General features: G+C 68.3%; 19 protein-coding genes. 14 read left to right on the top strand and 5 right to left on the bottom strand.

What is annotated here, in order from left to right; translation table 11 throughout:
* Nucleotides 1–32: 32 nt before the first annotated feature.
* The 3 genes from BGO82_RS11170 (at nucleotide 33) to BGO82_RS11160 (ending at nucleotide 2215) form a co-directional block, all read left to right on the top strand.
* Nucleotides 33–1529, top strand: coding sequence for a leucyl aminopeptidase (locus BGO82_RS11170; protein ID WP_291305629.1), 1497 nt, complete (start codon nucleotides 33–35; stop codon nucleotides 1527–1529).
* Nucleotides 1526–1972 (top strand): DNA polymerase III subunit chi, encoded by a 447-nt coding sequence (locus BGO82_RS11165; protein WP_291305628.1) that lies wholly within the window; start codon nucleotides 1526–1528, stop codon nucleotides 1970–1972. The genes BGO82_RS11170 and BGO82_RS11165 overlap by 4 nt, the downstream gene beginning before the upstream one ends.
* A 90-nt stretch (nucleotides 1973–2062) precedes the next feature.
* Nucleotides 2063–2215 carry a hypothetical protein gene (locus tag BGO82_RS11160; RefSeq protein WP_291305627.1) on the top strand — a complete coding sequence of 51 codons (153 nt, stop codon included), beginning with the start codon at nucleotides 2063–2065 and terminating at the stop codon, nucleotides 2213–2215.
* 21 nt (nucleotides 2216–2236) lie between these two features.
* Here BGO82_RS11160 and BGO82_RS11155 read toward each other — a convergent pair whose 3' ends face one another.
* Nucleotides 2237–2635 (bottom strand): cupin domain-containing protein, encoded by a 399-nt coding sequence (locus tag BGO82_RS11155; protein ID WP_291305626.1) that lies wholly within the window; start codon nucleotides 2633–2635, stop codon nucleotides 2237–2239.
* A complete protein-coding gene (locus BGO82_RS11150) occupies nucleotides 2632–4515 on the bottom strand; it encodes an ABC-F family ATP-binding cassette domain-containing protein (protein ID WP_291305625.1) in 1884 nt (627 codons plus the stop codon). Before BGO82_RS11150 ends, BGO82_RS11155 begins: the two co-directional genes overlap by 4 nt.
* Before the next feature lie 114 nt (nucleotides 4516–4629).
* On the opposite strand from BGO82_RS11150, the gene ndk reads away from it, so the two are divergent.
* From ndk to BGO82_RS11115, 7 genes are all read left to right on the top strand, one after another.
* Nucleotides 4630–5052 carry a nucleoside-diphosphate kinase gene (ndk, locus tag BGO82_RS11145; RefSeq protein WP_291305624.1) on the top strand — a complete coding sequence of 141 codons (423 nt, stop codon included), beginning with the start codon at nucleotides 4630–4632 and terminating at the stop codon, nucleotides 5050–5052.
* A 49-nt stretch (nucleotides 5053–5101) separates the two neighbouring features.
* Complete coding sequence (locus BGO82_RS11140; RefSeq protein ID WP_291305623.1) at nucleotides 5102–5431, top strand: 4-oxalocrotonate tautomerase family protein; 330 nt, start codon at nucleotides 5102–5104, stop codon at nucleotides 5429–5431.
* A 62-nt stretch (nucleotides 5432–5493) separates the two neighbouring features.
* A complete protein-coding gene (locus BGO82_RS11135) occupies nucleotides 5494–5682 on the top strand; it encodes a DUF3606 domain-containing protein (protein WP_291305622.1) in 189 nt (62 codons plus the stop codon).
* 119 nt (nucleotides 5683–5801) lie between these two features.
* Nucleotides 5802–5960 (top strand): DUF3563 domain-containing protein, encoded by a 159-nt coding sequence (locus tag BGO82_RS11130; protein WP_291305621.1) that lies wholly within the window; start codon nucleotides 5802–5804, stop codon nucleotides 5958–5960.
* A gap of 103 nt (nucleotides 5961–6063) precedes the next feature.
* Nucleotides 6064–6378 carry a quaternary ammonium compound efflux SMR transporter SugE gene (gene sugE, locus BGO82_RS11125; protein ID WP_291305620.1) on the top strand — a complete coding sequence of 105 codons (315 nt, stop codon included), beginning with the start codon at nucleotides 6064–6066 and terminating at the stop codon, nucleotides 6376–6378.
* Between the two features lie 189 nt (nucleotides 6379–6567).
* The gene (locus BGO82_RS11120; protein ID WP_291305619.1) at nucleotides 6568–6759 is read left to right on the top strand and encodes a hypothetical protein; all 192 of its coding nucleotides are present in this window, start codon (nucleotides 6568–6570) and stop codon (nucleotides 6757–6759) included.
* Between the two features lie 35 nt (nucleotides 6760–6794).
* Nucleotides 6795–8894, top strand: a complete 2100-nt coding sequence (locus BGO82_RS11115; protein WP_291305618.1) for a molybdopterin oxidoreductase family protein — start codon at nucleotides 6795–6797, stop codon at nucleotides 8892–8894.
* Here the strand turns inward: BGO82_RS11115 and BGO82_RS11110 are convergent.
* The gene (locus BGO82_RS11110; RefSeq protein WP_291305617.1) at nucleotides 8882–9649 is read right to left on the bottom strand and encodes a sulfite exporter TauE/SafE family protein; all 768 of its coding nucleotides are present in this window, start codon (nucleotides 9647–9649) and stop codon (nucleotides 8882–8884) included. The genes BGO82_RS11115 and BGO82_RS11110 overlap by 13 nt on opposite strands.
* Before the next feature lie 81 nt (nucleotides 9650–9730).
* Here BGO82_RS11110 and BGO82_RS11105 point away from each other — a divergent pair, with 81 nt between their 5' ends.
* The 4 genes from BGO82_RS11105 (at nucleotide 9731) to BGO82_RS11090 (ending at nucleotide 11912) form a co-directional block, all read left to right on the top strand.
* Nucleotides 9731–10081 carry a DUF6516 family protein gene (locus BGO82_RS11105; RefSeq protein ID WP_291305616.1) on the top strand — a complete coding sequence of 117 codons (351 nt, stop codon included), beginning with the start codon at nucleotides 9731–9733 and terminating at the stop codon, nucleotides 10079–10081.
* Nucleotides 10078–10449, top strand: coding sequence for a helix-turn-helix domain-containing protein (locus BGO82_RS11100; protein WP_291305615.1), 372 nt, complete (start codon nucleotides 10078–10080; stop codon nucleotides 10447–10449). The genes BGO82_RS11105 and BGO82_RS11100 overlap by 4 nt, the downstream gene beginning before the upstream one ends.
* Nucleotides 10450–10633: 184 nt before the next feature.
* Entirely contained in the window at nucleotides 10634–11071 is a 438-nt protein-coding gene (locus tag BGO82_RS11095) for a glyoxalase superfamily protein (RefSeq protein ID WP_291305614.1), read from the top strand.
* Nucleotides 11072–11198: 127 nt separating this feature from the next.
* A complete protein-coding gene (locus tag BGO82_RS11090) occupies nucleotides 11199–11912 on the top strand; it encodes a glutathione S-transferase N-terminal domain-containing protein (protein WP_291305613.1) in 714 nt (237 codons plus the stop codon).
* 20 nt (nucleotides 11913–11932) lie between these two features.
* Here BGO82_RS11090 and BGO82_RS11085 read toward each other — a convergent pair whose 3' ends face one another.
* Together BGO82_RS11085 and BGO82_RS11080 are read right to left on the bottom strand one after the other, a co-directional pair.
* Nucleotides 11933–12493, bottom strand: coding sequence for a DUF2147 domain-containing protein (locus tag BGO82_RS11085; protein ID WP_291305612.1), 561 nt, complete (start codon nucleotides 12491–12493; stop codon nucleotides 11933–11935).
* Between the two features lie 281 nt (nucleotides 12494–12774).
* Nucleotides 12775–13071 (bottom strand): DUF1344 domain-containing protein, encoded by a 297-nt coding sequence (locus tag BGO82_RS11080; RefSeq protein WP_291305611.1) that lies wholly within the window; start codon nucleotides 13069–13071, stop codon nucleotides 12775–12777.
* Nucleotides 13072–13102 lie beyond the last annotated feature (31 nt).

Here is a 13102-nt window from a genome sequence, read left to right as displayed (position 1 = left end):
GCCTAGACCGGCCCGTTTCCGTATCGGTAACCATGACCCAAAGCCTGACCCTCCGCACCGCGCCGCTCTCCGTGAGCCCGGCCGGCATCGTTGTCCTCTATGTCGCGGAGGGCGCCGCTCCCTCCGGGCAGGCCGCCGCGCTGTGGGGCGCGACGGGGCTCGACTTCGCCCGCGTCGCCGGCGCCGCCGGCTTCGGCGGCAAGCAGGGCCAACTCCTCGACATCGCCGCGCCGCCCGGCCTCGACGTCACGCGGCTGTTCGTGCTGGGCGCCGGCAAGGCCGAGCCGGAGCGGCCGGCGTCTCCCGCCGCCTGGACCGATCGCGGCGGCTCGCTGGCCGCCAAGCTCGGCGCCGCCAATGCCGAGGCGGCGTCGGTGGTGCTCGACGGCGCCACGCCCGAGCAGGTGGCGGCGCTTGCGGCGGGCCTCAAGCTCAGGCAGTACCGCTTCGACAAGTACAAGACGCGCAAGAACGGCGACCGGACGCCCGAGACGCTGGCGGTGACGCTGCATGTCGCCGATCCGGCGGCCGCCGACGCGGCCATCGCCTCGCGCCTCGCCGCCGTGGACGGCACGCTGCTCGCCCGCGAGCTGGTGAACGAGCCGGCCAACGTGCTGGGGACGGAGGAGTTCGCGGCACGGGCGGCGGAGCTGTCGGCGCTGGGCGTCGCGGTCGAGACGCTGGGCGAGCCCGAGCTGCGCGCCCTCGGCATGCATGCTCTGCTGGCGGTGGCGCAGGGCTCGGTCCGCCCGCCGCGCCTGGTGGTGATGCGCTGGAGCAACGGCGCGCCCGGCACGCCGCCGGTGGCGTTCGTCGGCAAGGGCGTGGTGTTCGATTCGGGTGGCATCTCGATCAAGCCGGCCGCCGGCATGGAGGACATGAAGGGCGACATGGGCGGCGCCGCCGCCGTCACCGGGCTGCTGCAGGCGCTGGCGGCGCGCAAGGCGAAGGTCAACGCCGTCGGCGTCATCGGGCTGGTCGAGAACATGCCGAGCGGCACCGCCATGCGCCCGGGCGACATCGTCCGCGCCGCCTCGGGCACCACCATCGAGATCGTCAACACCGACGCCGAGGGCCGGCTCGTCCTCGCCGATGCGCTGTGGTACGTGCAGGAAAAGCTGAAGCCGCGCGCCGTCATCGACCTCGCAACGCTCACCGGCGCCATCGGCGTGGCGCTGGGCAGCGACCATGCCGGGCTGTTCGCCAACAATGACGAGCTGGCGGCGCAACTGGTGGGGGCAGGGCTCGCGACCGGCGAAAAGCTGTGGCGCATGCCGCTGGGGCCGGCCTACGACAAGCTCATCGAGAGCCGCTTCGCCGACATCAAGAATTCGGCCGGCCGGCCAGCGGGCGCCATCACCGCGGCGCAGTTCCTCGCCCGCTTCGTCGGCGACGTGCCCTGGGCGCATCTCGACATCGCCGGAGTGAGCCTGGGTCCGCCGGCGAGCGAGACCAACGCCTCCTGGGCGCCGGGCTTCGGCGTGGCGCTGCTCGACCGCTACGTGCGGGACGTGCTCGAGCCGAAATGAGTGAAATTCTGTTCTACCATCTCGAGACGCAGCCGCTGGAACGCGTCCTTCCGGTGCTGCTCGAGCGCTCGCTGGAGCGCGGCTGGCGCGCCGTGGTGGAAACCTCGAGCCGCGAGCGCGCCGCGGCGCTCGACGCCCTGCTGTGGACCTGGCGCGACGACAGCTTCCTGCCGCACGCCGTCGCCGGCGAGCCCACCGACCCGGACCAGCCGGTACTGATCACCACCGACGCCGGCAATGCCAACGCGGCCGAGGTGCGCTTCTTCGTCGACCGCGCTGTGCCGCAATCGGGCGAGGGCTACATCCGTATCGTCTACATGTTCTCCGGCCACGACCCCGACGCCGTCGCCGAAGCCCGCGCCGCCTGGAAGGCCCTGCGCGACGGCAACGACCTCACCTATTGGCAGCAGGACGAGGCCGGGCGCTGGGTGAAGAAGGGGTGAGACGAGGCTGACCGCCCGATGAACGGGCCGTTCCGTCCCGGCTCAGGTCGGCGGGCTATGGTGTCCGGCAGGAAATCGGAGGACCCCACTATGACCCGCCATCTCGTTGCTCTCGCTCTCGCCCTTGTCGTCGCCTTCACCGCCGCCGCTTATGCGGATGCGGCGGACAAGGGCGGTGACCATACGCGCAAAGGCCGCGTCTCGATGGGCATGATCGTGTTCACCAAGCACGTCGACAAATAGTCGTCCTGACGGCTGTCCCGGCTACGGCTCCCAGCCGGGCGGGGCGAGCTCGAAATGCTTGAACTCGAAGCCCGGGGCCACGGTGCAGCCGACCAGCGTCCAGTCGCCGAGCGACTGCGCCGATTGCCAGGCGCCGCGCGGCACGACGCCCTGCGGCCGCTGGCCCGCGGCGAGGTCGTTGCCGAGGGTGAGGGTGGTCTTGTCCACGCGCAGCTGGAGCGGCGCTCCAGCGTACCAGTGCCACACCTCGGCGCTGTCGACGCGATGCCAGGCCGAGCGGTCGCCGGCTTCGAGCAGGTAATAGATCAGCGTCGAATGGGCGCGGCCGCCGGGCACGTCGTCGCGGAAGGTCTGCCGGTACCAGCCGCCTTCCGGATGCCGTTCCAGATACAGCAGGGCGATGATCTCGCTGGCCGTCATGCGCGTTCCGCCTCTTCCAGCTCGGTGCTCAGCGTCAGCCAGCGCTCCTCGGTCGCCGCGATGTCGGCAGTGAAGCGCGCCTTGTCCTTGCCGAGCAGCGCGATGCGCTCGGGCGCGCCGTCATAGGTGCGCGGATTGGCGAGGATCGCATCCACCTTTTCGAGCTCGGTCTTCAGCCGCGTCAGCTTCTGCTCGGCCTCCTTGATCGATTTGCGTAGCGGCGCCACTTCGGCGCGCCGCGCCGCCGCGTCCTGCCGGGCCGCCTTGCGGTCGACGGCGACCGCCATCTGCGGCGCCGCGGTCTTGACCGGCCGGTCCTTGCCGCTGGTCAAAAGGCGCTGGTAGCTATCGAGGTCTTCGTCGAACTCCTCGATCGTGCCGTTCTGCGCGATCCACAGCTTGTCCACCGTGGCCTCGATCAGGTGCCGGTCGTGGCTGATGATCAGCACCGCGCCGGTGAATGCGTTCAGCGCCTCGACCAGCGCGTCGCGGCTGTCGATGTCGAGATGGTTGGTCGGCTCGTCGAGGATCAGCATGCCCGGCCCGGCGAAGGTGATGAGGCCGAGCAGCAGCCGCGCCCGCTCGCCACCGGACAGATTCTTGACCAGCGTATCCATGCGCGAGGTGGTGAGGCCCATCTGCGCCACACGGCTGCGGCGCTTGGCTTCGCTGTCATAGGGCATCAGGCTCGCGACGTGCTCGAGCGGCGTCTGCTCGGGCTTCAGCTTGTCCATCTGGTGCTGGGCGAAATAGGCGATCTCCAGCCCCTTGCCCTTGCGCATCTGCCCGCCCATCGGCTTCAAATCGCCGGCCAGCAGCTTGGCGAAGGTCGACTTGCCGTTGCCGTTGACGCCGACCAGCGCGATGCGGTCGTCGGGGTCGATGCGGTTGGTGATGTGGCGCAGCACCACATGCTCGCCATAGCCCACCGACACGTCGTCGAAGGTCAGCATCGGCGAGGCCAGCGCCTTCTTGGGGTTCTGGAAGGTGAAGGGCGCGGCGTATTCGTCGAACAAAGCCGCCGGCGGCTTCAGCTTCGCGATCATCTTCAGCCGCGCCTGCGCCTGCCGCGCCTTGCTCGCCTTGTAGCGGAAGCGGTCGACATAGGCCTGCATGTGCGCGATCTGCTCGAGCGTCTTCTCGCGCGCCTTGTTGTTGAGCTCCATCTGCATGCGGCGTGTGTCTTCGAAAGTGTCGTAGCCGCCGGAGTAGAGCGTCAGCTTGCCGCGTTCGAGATGCACGATCGAGCTCACCGCCTTGTTGAGCAGGTCGCGGTCGTGGCTGATCATGAACACGGTATAGGGGTAGGTGGCGAGGTACTTCTCCAGCCACAGCGTGCCTTCGAGATCTAGATAGTTGGTCGGCTCGTCGAGCAGCAGCAGGTCGGGCTGGCTGAACAGCACGCCGGCCAGCGCCACGCGCATGCGCCAGCCGCCGCTGAGCTCGCTGGTCGGGCCCAGCTGGCGGTCCTGCTCGAAGCCGAGGCCCTTGAGGATGGTCGAGGCGCGCGCTTCGGCGGTGTGCGCGTCGATATCGGCGAGCCGGGTGTGGATCTCGGCGATGCGGTGCGCGTCGGTGGCGGTCTCGGCTTCGGCCAGAAGCCGCGCGCGCTCGCTGTCGGCCGCCATCACCGTGTCGAGCACGCTGAGCGCGGTCGCCGGCGCCTCCTGCGCCACCGCGCCGATGCGGGCCCGCTTGTTGACCTCGATGGTGCCGGCATCGACGCTGATTTGCCCCAGGATCAGCCGGAACAGCGTGGTCTTGCCCGAGCCGTTCTTGCCCACGAACCCGGCCTTGGCCCCGTCGGGCAGCACCAGCGAGGCGCCCTCGAACAGAGGCCGCCCCTGGATGCGGTAGGTAAGGTCGGTGATGGTCAGCATGGTGGCGCTGCATATAGCGAGGGCAGCGGCGAAGTCCAATGCCGCGTGGCCTTGCCTCCGCCATCACCCGACGATAAAAGGCGCGACCTTTTCAGCCACATTCAGGGATGTCTCATGGCTCTCGAGCGCACTTTCTCGATCATCAAACCCGACGCGACGCGCCGCAATCTGACCGGCCAGATCATCGCCAAGATCGAGGCGGCGGGGCTGCGTGTCGTCGCCTCCAGGCGCATCAAGATGACCCGCGCCCAGGCCGAGGGCTTCTATGCCGTGCACAAGGAGCGGCCGTTCTTCGGCGAGCTGGTCGAGCAGATGAGCGCCGCCCCCGTGGTGGTGCAGGTGCTGGAAGGCGACAACGCCATCGCCAAATACCGCGAAGTGATGGGCGCGACCAATCCCGAGAAGGCGGCCCCCGGCACCATCCGCAAGGACTTCGCCCTCAACATGGGCGAGAATTCGGTGCACGGCTCCGACGCGCCGGAGACGGCCGCGCAGGAGATCAAGTACTTCTTCTCCGACGTCGAAATCGTCGGCTGACTGTTCAGGGCCGGCAGCGATGCCGGCCCTTTCGTTTGAGGGAGGGATCATGCCTTACGTCAATGTGCGCATCCTCGAAGGGGTGACCGCCGGGCAAAAGCTCAGGGTCATCGAGCGCATCACCCAGGTGCTGGTCGAGGAACTGGGCAAGAACCCGGCCTCGACCTTCGTGGTGATCGACGAGGTGCCGACCGACAATTGGGGCCATCACGGCACCTCGATCACCCGGTTGCGCGCCAGCGCCGGCGACGCCAGGCTGGCGCCGGCCAAGAAGGCACCGCCGAAAGTCCCGGGGATGAAGGGCGAGGCCAAGAAGGCGCCGGCAAAGAAGGCGCCGGCCAAGATGCCCGGCAAGAAGGCGGGGCCGTCCGCCGGCTGAGCCCGGCGCGGAACCCTCGGACTCCTGACCCGTTCTCCGGCCATCGCAGGACGGAGGCTCCGATGACGGACCACAAGGACATGGTCGGCGACCCCGATCGCGCGCGCGTTGCGGGCGGCGAGGATTACGAGGTGCGCGACTTCGCCCGCCGCCACGGCATTGCGCCCGACGAGGTGCGCGACATGATCGAGCGCGTCGGCAATTCCCGCGAGGCGCTGGAACGCGAAGTGCAGCGGATCAAGCCGCACTAGCTCCCGCTCTTGCGGCAGATCACGTCGCGGCTGCCGCCGGCGCGAAGCTGCCATGCGCCGCCGGCGGTTGTCCGGGCTCCCGGAAGCGCCCATCTTCGGCGCGTGAAAGGAGCACCGAAATGGGACTGATCGGCAATTTGAAAGCCGCCCTGCGTGGGCGCAGCCGCGAAGACGTGGAGCTCGACTATCTCAACCAGGCGACCTCGCGGGTCGACCTCGAGCTCCGGCAGCGCGAGATCGAGCACGGCCGCTTCCGGCATCTGTCGCGCCGCGGCTGAGGGCTTCACCTCGGGGCGGACATGCCCTAAATGACGGGCGCGGGGACGACCCCGCGCTGCATCTCAATTTCGGTCGGGACGGCCCGCCACACGGAGAAATCCCATGGCTTGGGTCTATCTCGCCGTCGCCGGCCTGTTCGAAATCGTCTGGGCCATCGCCCTCAAATACGCCGATGGCTTCACCCGGCTCTGGCCGTCGGCCGCCGCCATCGTCGGCATGATCGTGAGCGTCGTGCTGCTGGAGCTGTCGCTGCGCACCCTGCCGGTCGGCACCGCCTATGCCGTCTGGACCGGCATCGGCACCGTGGGCGCCGCAATCCTGGGCATGCTGCTGTTCCACGAGCCCGCCACCGCCATCCGCATCGGCTGCATCGGCCTGATCGTCTGCGGCATCGCCGGGCTGAAGCTCTTCGCCTGACCGGGCGAAACCCGTGCTTGTTGCGACCGCGACACGGCCGCCGCGACATTTTCGCGGCGGTCACGAAAATTCATGGAACCTTTTCGATTTTCGCGTAAGCCTATGCAGCAGCGGAGGAGTTGGGCCTTCGCCATGCAACCCTCGCATCGGCAACGCGTCGGCCAGTGCGGTTTGTTGAAAAGGCAAACCATGCTCTTTCGCGCCCGCGAAGTCGCCTCCGTCCTCGCCTTCGTCGTCCTGCTGCTGATCGGCAAGCACGTACCCGTGCTGGGCGATCTGCCGCTGACCCAGGTCACCGGCATCGTCTGCTTCGCCTTCGCGATTTTTTTGTCGCTGCGCATCTTCCAGTTCGAGCTGGCCCGGCTGCGCGCCGAAGACTAGTTGCCGCCGCCCCGCTGCGGCGCTAGGCGTGGCGCATGAACACGCCCGTCGCCGCCCGCATCGGCCGGTCCGTCTGCCCGCATGATTGTCCGTCGGCCTGCGCGCTCGACGTCGAGATCGTCGACGCGCACACCATCGGCCGCGTGCGCGGCGCCAGGGACGATCCGTATACCGCCGGCGTCATCTGCGAGAAGGTCGCCCGCTACGCCGAGCGCATCCACCACCCCGACCGTCTGACGCACCCGCTGCGCCGCGCCGGCCGAAAGGGCGAGGGGCGCTGGCAGCGCATCTCCTGGGACGCAGCGTTCGACGAGATCGTCAGCCGCTGGCTCGACATCGAGCGCGAGTTCGGCCCCGAGGCGATCTGGCCGTATTTCTACGCCGGCACCATGGGCCACGTGCAGCGCGACGGCATCGCCCGGCTGCGCCACGCCCGCGGCTATTCCGACCAGTACGACACCATCTGCACCGGCGCCGCGTGGCCCGGCTTCATCGCCGGCGCGGGCCTGCTGGGCGGCCCCAACCCCGAGCAGATGGCGGAGGCCGACTGCGTCGTGATCTGGGGCACCAACGCCGTCTCGACCCAGGTCAACGTGATGACGCACGCCATCCGCGCCCGCAAGGAGCGCGGCGCCAGGCTGGTGGTGGTCGACATCTACCGCAACGCCACCATGGAGCAGGCGGAGATGCCGATCCTGCTCCGTCCCGGCTCGGACGGCGCCTTCGCCTGCGCGGTGATGCATGTGCTGCTGCGCGACGATCTCGCCGACCGGCAATACCTGGCGCAGTTCACCGATTTCGACGCCGAGGTCGAGGCGCACCTGCTGACGCGCACGCCGGCATGGGCCGCGGCGATCACCGGCCTGAGCGTGGCCGAGATCGAGGCCTTCGCGCATCTGGTCGGGCGCACGCCGCGCACCTATTTCCGCCTCGGCTACGGCTTCACCCGGCAGCGCAACGGCAGCGCCAACATGCACGCCGCGCTCTGCATTCCCGCGGTCACCGGCGCCTGGCGGCATCGCGGCGGCGGCGCCTTTCACTCCAATTCCGGCACCTGGAAGCTCGACAAATCGCTGATCACCGGCACCGCGATGGGCCCGGCCGGCCGCTCGCTCGACATGTGCGAGATCGGCAAGGTGCTGACCGGCGAGGCGAAGGCGCTCAGGGGCGGCGGGCCGGTCAAGGCGCTGTTCATCCAGAACACCAATCCGATGAACGTGTCGCCCGAACAGGGCCTGACGCGGGCCGGCTTCGCCCGCGAGGATCTGTTCACCGTGGTGCACGAGCAGTTCATGACCGAGACGGCCGAGATGGCCGACATCGTGCTGCCGGCGACCATGTTCCTCGAGCACAACGACTACTATACCCGCGGCGGCCACACCCGCGTGCTGGTCGGGCCGAAGCTGGTCGAGCCGCCGGGAGAATGCCGTTCCAACTTCGTGGTGGTCGGCGAGCTGCTGCGCCGGCTGGGCGTCGAGGACGCCTCGCTCGATCTGACCGATCGCGAGATGGTGGCCGAGACCTTCCGCCGTTCGCGCTATCCGAGCCTGGACGACGTGGAACGGACCGGCTTTTTCGTCGACCGCGAGCGCCCCGACGACGAGGCGCGCTTCGCCAGCGGCTTCGGCTGGGCCGACCGGAAATTCCGCTTCCGCCCCAATTGGCAGGGCGCCGCCGACCGCAAGGGCTATCAATGGACCATCGATCCGGCCGCGGCGCCGGGCATGGTCGACTGGTGGGACATCAACGAAAAGACCAGCGCCGAAATGCCGTTCCGGCTGGCGACCAGCCCGTCGCGCAGCTTCCTCAATTCGACCTTCTCGGAGACGCCCGGCAGCCGCAGGCGGCAGCCCGAGCCGACGGTGTTCATCCGTGCCGACGACGCAGCGGCGAACGGCATCGCCGATGGCGCGCGGGTGGCGCTCGGCAATCATCGCGGCACGGTGGAACTCACCGCCCGCATCTTCGATGGCATGCAGCAGGGGGTGTTGGTGGCCGAGGGCGTCCACCCCAACAAGGCGCACGGCACGGGGCAGGGGATCAACATGCTGATCGGCTCCGACCAGGTGCCGCCCTTCGGCGGCGCCGCGTTCCACGATGCCGCGGTGTGGATCCGGCCGCTTCAGGCCAGGTAGGTGGTCCAGAAGAAGTAGAGCGTCAGTCCTACGCCGTAGACGATCACCAGCGCGCGGATGATCCGGGTGGGGATGCGGTAGGCGAGGCGGGCGGCGGCATAGCTGCCGATGGTGACGCCGACCAGCGCGATGCTGCCATGGTACCAGTCGATCGAGCCGGCGACGGCGAAGCGGATCACCGCCACCAGCGCCACCAGCACCGAGATGAAGAGCTTGAGGCCGTTGGCGGCGTGGATGTTGTCGATGCCGGCGAGCACCAGGAACGCCAGCAGCAGGATGCCGAGCCCGGCGTTGAAGAACCCGCCATAGACGGCGATGGCGGCGAGCAGCGCCAGCAGCAGCACGGCGCCCGCCGCCCTGGCGCCGCGTCCCGCGCCGGCATGCGCCGCAACGAGCGCATTGATGCGGCCGCCGAAGGCGAACAGCCCCACCGCGAACAGCATCAGCCACGGTACGGCGTAGGAGAACTGCGCGTCCGATACGTGCAGCAGCAGCTCGGCGCCGGCATAGCCGAAGATCGCGGCGATGAGCGCATAGACCACAAAGCGGTCGCGATATTTGACCAGGTCGGACCAGAAGCCCAGCGCTCCCGAGACGTAGCCGGGCAGGGCGGCATAGGTGTTGGAGGCGTTGGCGATCACCGGCGGCACCCCCGCCGCCAGCAGCGCCGGAAACACCACGAAGCTGCCGCCGCCGGCCAGCGAATTGAGCGCACCGCCGATGAGCCCGGCGACAAAAAGCAGGAGTTCGATCACCGCACGGGGCTAGCGCGCCGCGCGGGCAGACGCAACCACCCGCAGATTGCTTGCGTTATCATGACATGATAACATTCTGAGATGGCCCGTCGCGCCGATCCCACGCTCGACACCCTGCTCGCTCTCGATGGGCAGGTCTTCTTTGTCGACGACAAGGCGCGGTTATGGGTCAAATTCGAGGTAAAGCGGGTCGAGCCGAGTGATGAGCGGCCGCATGGCCTACGCTATTCGCTGACGCTGCACGGACCCGGGAATGAACGGCTCGTGGGGTTCGACAACGCTCACGCTGCCTGGGGCGGCAAGACGCCGGCGCGCGACCATCGGCATCGGTTTCGCACCATCCGGCCCTACGGCTATGTCGATGCCGCTGAACTGTTGGCCGACTTCTGGCGCGAGGTCGACATGATGATGAAGCAGATGGGTGTGAAATGAAGACGCTGCGGATCGGCATTGCGAGCTACGAGGATATGAAGCGGCGGACGCTGGACATCGCCGCGGGCCGCCGGCGGCCCGGCCGAGACGATCCGACCGTGTGGTTCACCTCTCTCGACAGTGTCGCCAAGGTGCTGTCCGACCGAAACAAGCTGCTGCTCGAACTGATCGCGGCGCAGAAGCCGCGCTCTCTGGCGGAGTTGGAGACGCTGTCGGGCCGCGCCAAGTCCAATCTCTCGCGTACGCTCAGGACGCTGGAGCGCTACGGCCTCGTGCGTCTGGCAAAGGACGCGAAGGGGCGGCTGGTGCCGACGGTGCCGTTCGACCGCGTGGCGTTCGAGATCGCGTTGCTGCCGCAGGCGGCTTGACGAACGCCCGGCGCCATCCCATATCCGCGGCGGCTGCTGGCGCCGGCCGCTCGCCGGGGTTGTCCCGATGGTGAAGCCAGCCCCGCATGGTGCGGGATGTCGATTTCATGGTTGCATCCTCTTCGAGGCGATCGTGGCAAGGCGGGCTCCCATGAGTTGATGCCTCGATCCGAAGGATCGACCGATGCCCTATTCCCTCGACACGCCCTCCATCCAGACCCTCAAATCCGAGGCCAAGGCCCTGCGCGAGGAGCGCGCCCGCGACGGCGCGCCGCTCAACCACGGCCAGGCGCTGGAGGAGATCGCCCGCCGCCACGGCTATCGCGACTGGAACACGGCCAGCGCCACGCTGCCTGAGCGCATCGCCATTCCGGTGCAGGTCGGCCAGCGCGCCAAAGGCACCTATCTCGGCCGGCCGTTCAGCGGCCTCGTCATCGCCATGAAGCTCATGCCCGACATGCAGCACTACGAGGTGACGGTGAAGTTCGACAGGCCGGTGAACGTCAGCAAATTCTCCTGGCCGATCGAGCGGCAGCGGGTGACGGCGACCGTCGGCCTCGACGGCGTCTCGCTCGCCCATACCTCGGACGGCGAACCGCATATGCGGCTCCGGCGCGAATAGCGAAAACGTGATCGGCCGGCCCGGGTTGTCTTCTATCGTCTGTTGCCGATAGAGTGTCGACCGACCTCCTCCGACGGCGTGTCACTTCGCAAGGTGGCACGCCGTCTTTCTCGCAAAGACCCCGCAAATGCAGCAGACCAAGCCCATCGACCTGTACTACGCCGCCACGCCCAACGGCCGGAAGATCACCATCATGCTCGAAGAGCTGGGCGTGCCCTACAGCGTGCACCCGATTTCGATCTCCCGCGGCGACCAGTTCAAGCCGGAATTCCTGGCGATTTCGCCCAACAACAAGATCCCGGCCATCGTCGATCCCGAGGGGCCGGACGGCCAGCCGATCTCGATCTTCGAATCGGGCGCCATCCTCAGATACCTCGCCGAGAAGTTCGGCAAATTCTACGGCAAGAGCTGGCGCGAGCGCGTCGAGATCGACGAGTGGCTGTTCTGGCAGGTCGGCGGCTTCGGCCCGATGCTGGGGCAGGCCAACCATTTCGCCCGCTACGCCAAGGAAAAGATCCCCTACGCCATCGACCGCTATATCAACGAGACGCACCGGCTCTACCGCGTGCTCGACACGCAGCTCGGCAAGCAGGCGCAGGCGGGCCGTCTCTATGTCGCCGGCGACGACGTCTCGATCGCCGATTTCGCCATCCTCGACTGGTCCAACGGCTACGCCACCTACGCCATCGACGAGGCGGAGTTTCCCAACTGGCTGGCGTGGCGCGCGCGCATGAAGGCGCGGCCAGGCGTCGCCAGGGCGCTCGCCTTCACGCTGCCGGAAACGCCGGTCGATCTCGCCAAGGACGAGGCGGCGCAGAAGGTGCTGTTCGGCCAGCGCTGAGGCGGCCCGGCCGGCGCCGGCTACTGCCCGCCATTGCAGGTGAAGGTCGGCGCGTCCGGGCGGTCGGGGACGCGCGGCCAGTCCTGCGTCACCGCGCACATGCCGGCGAAGCAGCCGCCGCCGAGCCGCAGCGTCGACCCGCCATTGACGACGAACAGCTGCACGTCGTTGGTGCTGCCGTCCTCGGGGTTGTAGGCGCTGCCCGTGTAGGTGTTGGGATCGTCCGTCGGCTTGATCGACAGCATGGTGAGGCCGAGCAGCGGCCGCGTCTGCAGGCTCTTGTCGGGGTTGCTGTAGTCCAACATCAGCGATGCGAAGGTCTGCGGGTCGGTGGCGTTGCACTGCGCCGCGTTCTTCTTCGGAATGACGATATAGCTCAGCGTGCCGCAGAGCTGGTCGCCGCACGGCGCGACGCTGACCTCGGTGCCGTTCGGCGTGCGCCAGGTGCCCACCACCGGCGGCCCGATCAGGGTGCTCAGCGGCACCGGAGCTGCCTGCGCCGGAGCCGCGAGGCCGGCGAGAACGACCAGCGCCGGGCGCAGCAAACCGCCCAACCGCATGTGGGAACCGCGAAGCGTCACGACGTCACCTCTTGCCGACTGGCCTGCCGCACTGCAATTGCGGATCAAATGCTGCGCGCCGTTTCGCGCGAATATGTGGCACCTGAAACGCGACTAGTTCGGCCGGCGCTCCCCTCGAAGGCAAGAGAGATCGCATCGCGGCACGGGCATTCCGGGTCGATCCTCCGCCGCCCGCGGCAGTTCTGCATCACTCGCCGCACCGGTCAGACAGGTGCGCAAAAAAAGACGGGGGCCCGAAGGCCCCCGCAGTTTCCCGTCGGGAAGTCGGAGGAGGCGGGAGTTCAGGACACCGCTTCGATCTTGGACGCCATGTCCTTCTTGCCCTTGGCGGTCCAGGTGATCGCCACCTTTTCGCCCACCTTGAGCTTGGAGAAGTCGCACTTGGCGGCGAAGTAGTAGGTGGTCTTGTTGTCGAGCGTGACGGTGCACGCCTTGGCGCTCAGCGCCTTGATCATGCCGTTGGTGACGGTCGGGGCGACGACGGCGGGCTTGGCCGGCGTGGTGGTGGCGGTGGCCGCCATCGCCGAAGTGGCGCCGAGAGCGGCGACGATCAGGATCGGAAGGGCAAGTTTGCGCATGGCAATCTCCTCTGGGGATTCGTCCGGCCGA

The organism is Devosia sp. 67-54, assembly GCF_001899075.1.
Lineage (GTDB): Bacteria > Pseudomonadota > Alphaproteobacteria > Rhizobiales > Devosiaceae > Devosia_A.
This window is presented reverse-complemented; position numbering and strand designations above follow the sequence as displayed.

Bases quoted from the DNA above. Each gene is read 5' to 3' on its own strand.
- sugE (WP_291305620.1), top strand. From the start codon at position 6,064: ATGGCTTGGGTCTATCTCGCCGTCGCCGGCCTGTTCGAAATCGTCTGG.
- BGO82_RS11155 (WP_291305626.1), bottom strand. From the start codon at position 2,635: ATGACGGCCAGCGAGATCATCGCCCTGCTGTATCTGGAACGGCATCCG.
- BGO82_RS11080 (WP_291305611.1), bottom strand. From the start codon at position 13,071: ATGCGCAAACTTGCCCTTCCGATCCTGATCGTCGCCGCTCTCGGCGCC.
- BGO82_RS11095 (WP_291305614.1), top strand. From the start codon at position 10,634: ATGCCCTATTCCCTCGACACGCCCTCCATCCAGACCCTCAAATCCGAG.
- BGO82_RS11140 (WP_291305623.1), top strand. From the start codon at position 5,102: ATGCCTTACGTCAATGTGCGCATCCTCGAAGGGGTGACCGCCGGGCAA.
- BGO82_RS11090 (WP_291305613.1), top strand. From the start codon at position 11,199: ATGCAGCAGACCAAGCCCATCGACCTGTACTACGCCGCCACGCCCAAC.
- BGO82_RS11115 (WP_291305618.1), top strand. From the start codon at position 6,795: ATGAACACGCCCGTCGCCGCCCGCATCGGCCGGTCCGTCTGCCCGCAT.
- ndk (WP_291305624.1), top strand. From the start codon at position 4,630: ATGGCTCTCGAGCGCACTTTCTCGATCATCAAACCCGACGCGACGCGC.
- BGO82_RS11135 (WP_291305622.1), top strand. From the start codon at position 5,494: ATGACGGACCACAAGGACATGGTCGGCGACCCCGATCGCGCGCGCGTT.
- BGO82_RS11165 (WP_291305628.1), top strand. From the start codon at position 1,526: ATGAGTGAAATTCTGTTCTACCATCTCGAGACGCAGCCGCTGGAACGC.
- BGO82_RS11105 (WP_291305616.1), top strand. From the start codon at position 9,731: ATGGCCCGTCGCGCCGATCCCACGCTCGACACCCTGCTCGCTCTCGAT.
- BGO82_RS11170 (WP_291305629.1), top strand. From the start codon at position 33: ATGACCCAAAGCCTGACCCTCCGCACCGCGCCGCTCTCCGTGAGCCCG.
- BGO82_RS11100 (WP_291305615.1), top strand. From the start codon at position 10,078: ATGAAGACGCTGCGGATCGGCATTGCGAGCTACGAGGATATGAAGCGG.
- BGO82_RS11130 (WP_291305621.1), top strand. From the start codon at position 5,802: ATGGGACTGATCGGCAATTTGAAAGCCGCCCTGCGTGGGCGCAGCCGC.
- BGO82_RS11150 (WP_291305625.1), bottom strand. From the start codon at position 4,515: ATGCTGACCATCACCGACCTTACCTACCGCATCCAGGGGCGGCCTCTG.
- BGO82_RS11120 (WP_291305619.1), top strand. From the start codon at position 6,568: ATGCTCTTTCGCGCCCGCGAAGTCGCCTCCGTCCTCGCCTTCGTCGTC.
- BGO82_RS11160 (WP_291305627.1), top strand. From the start codon at position 2,063: ATGACCCGCCATCTCGTTGCTCTCGCTCTCGCCCTTGTCGTCGCCTTC.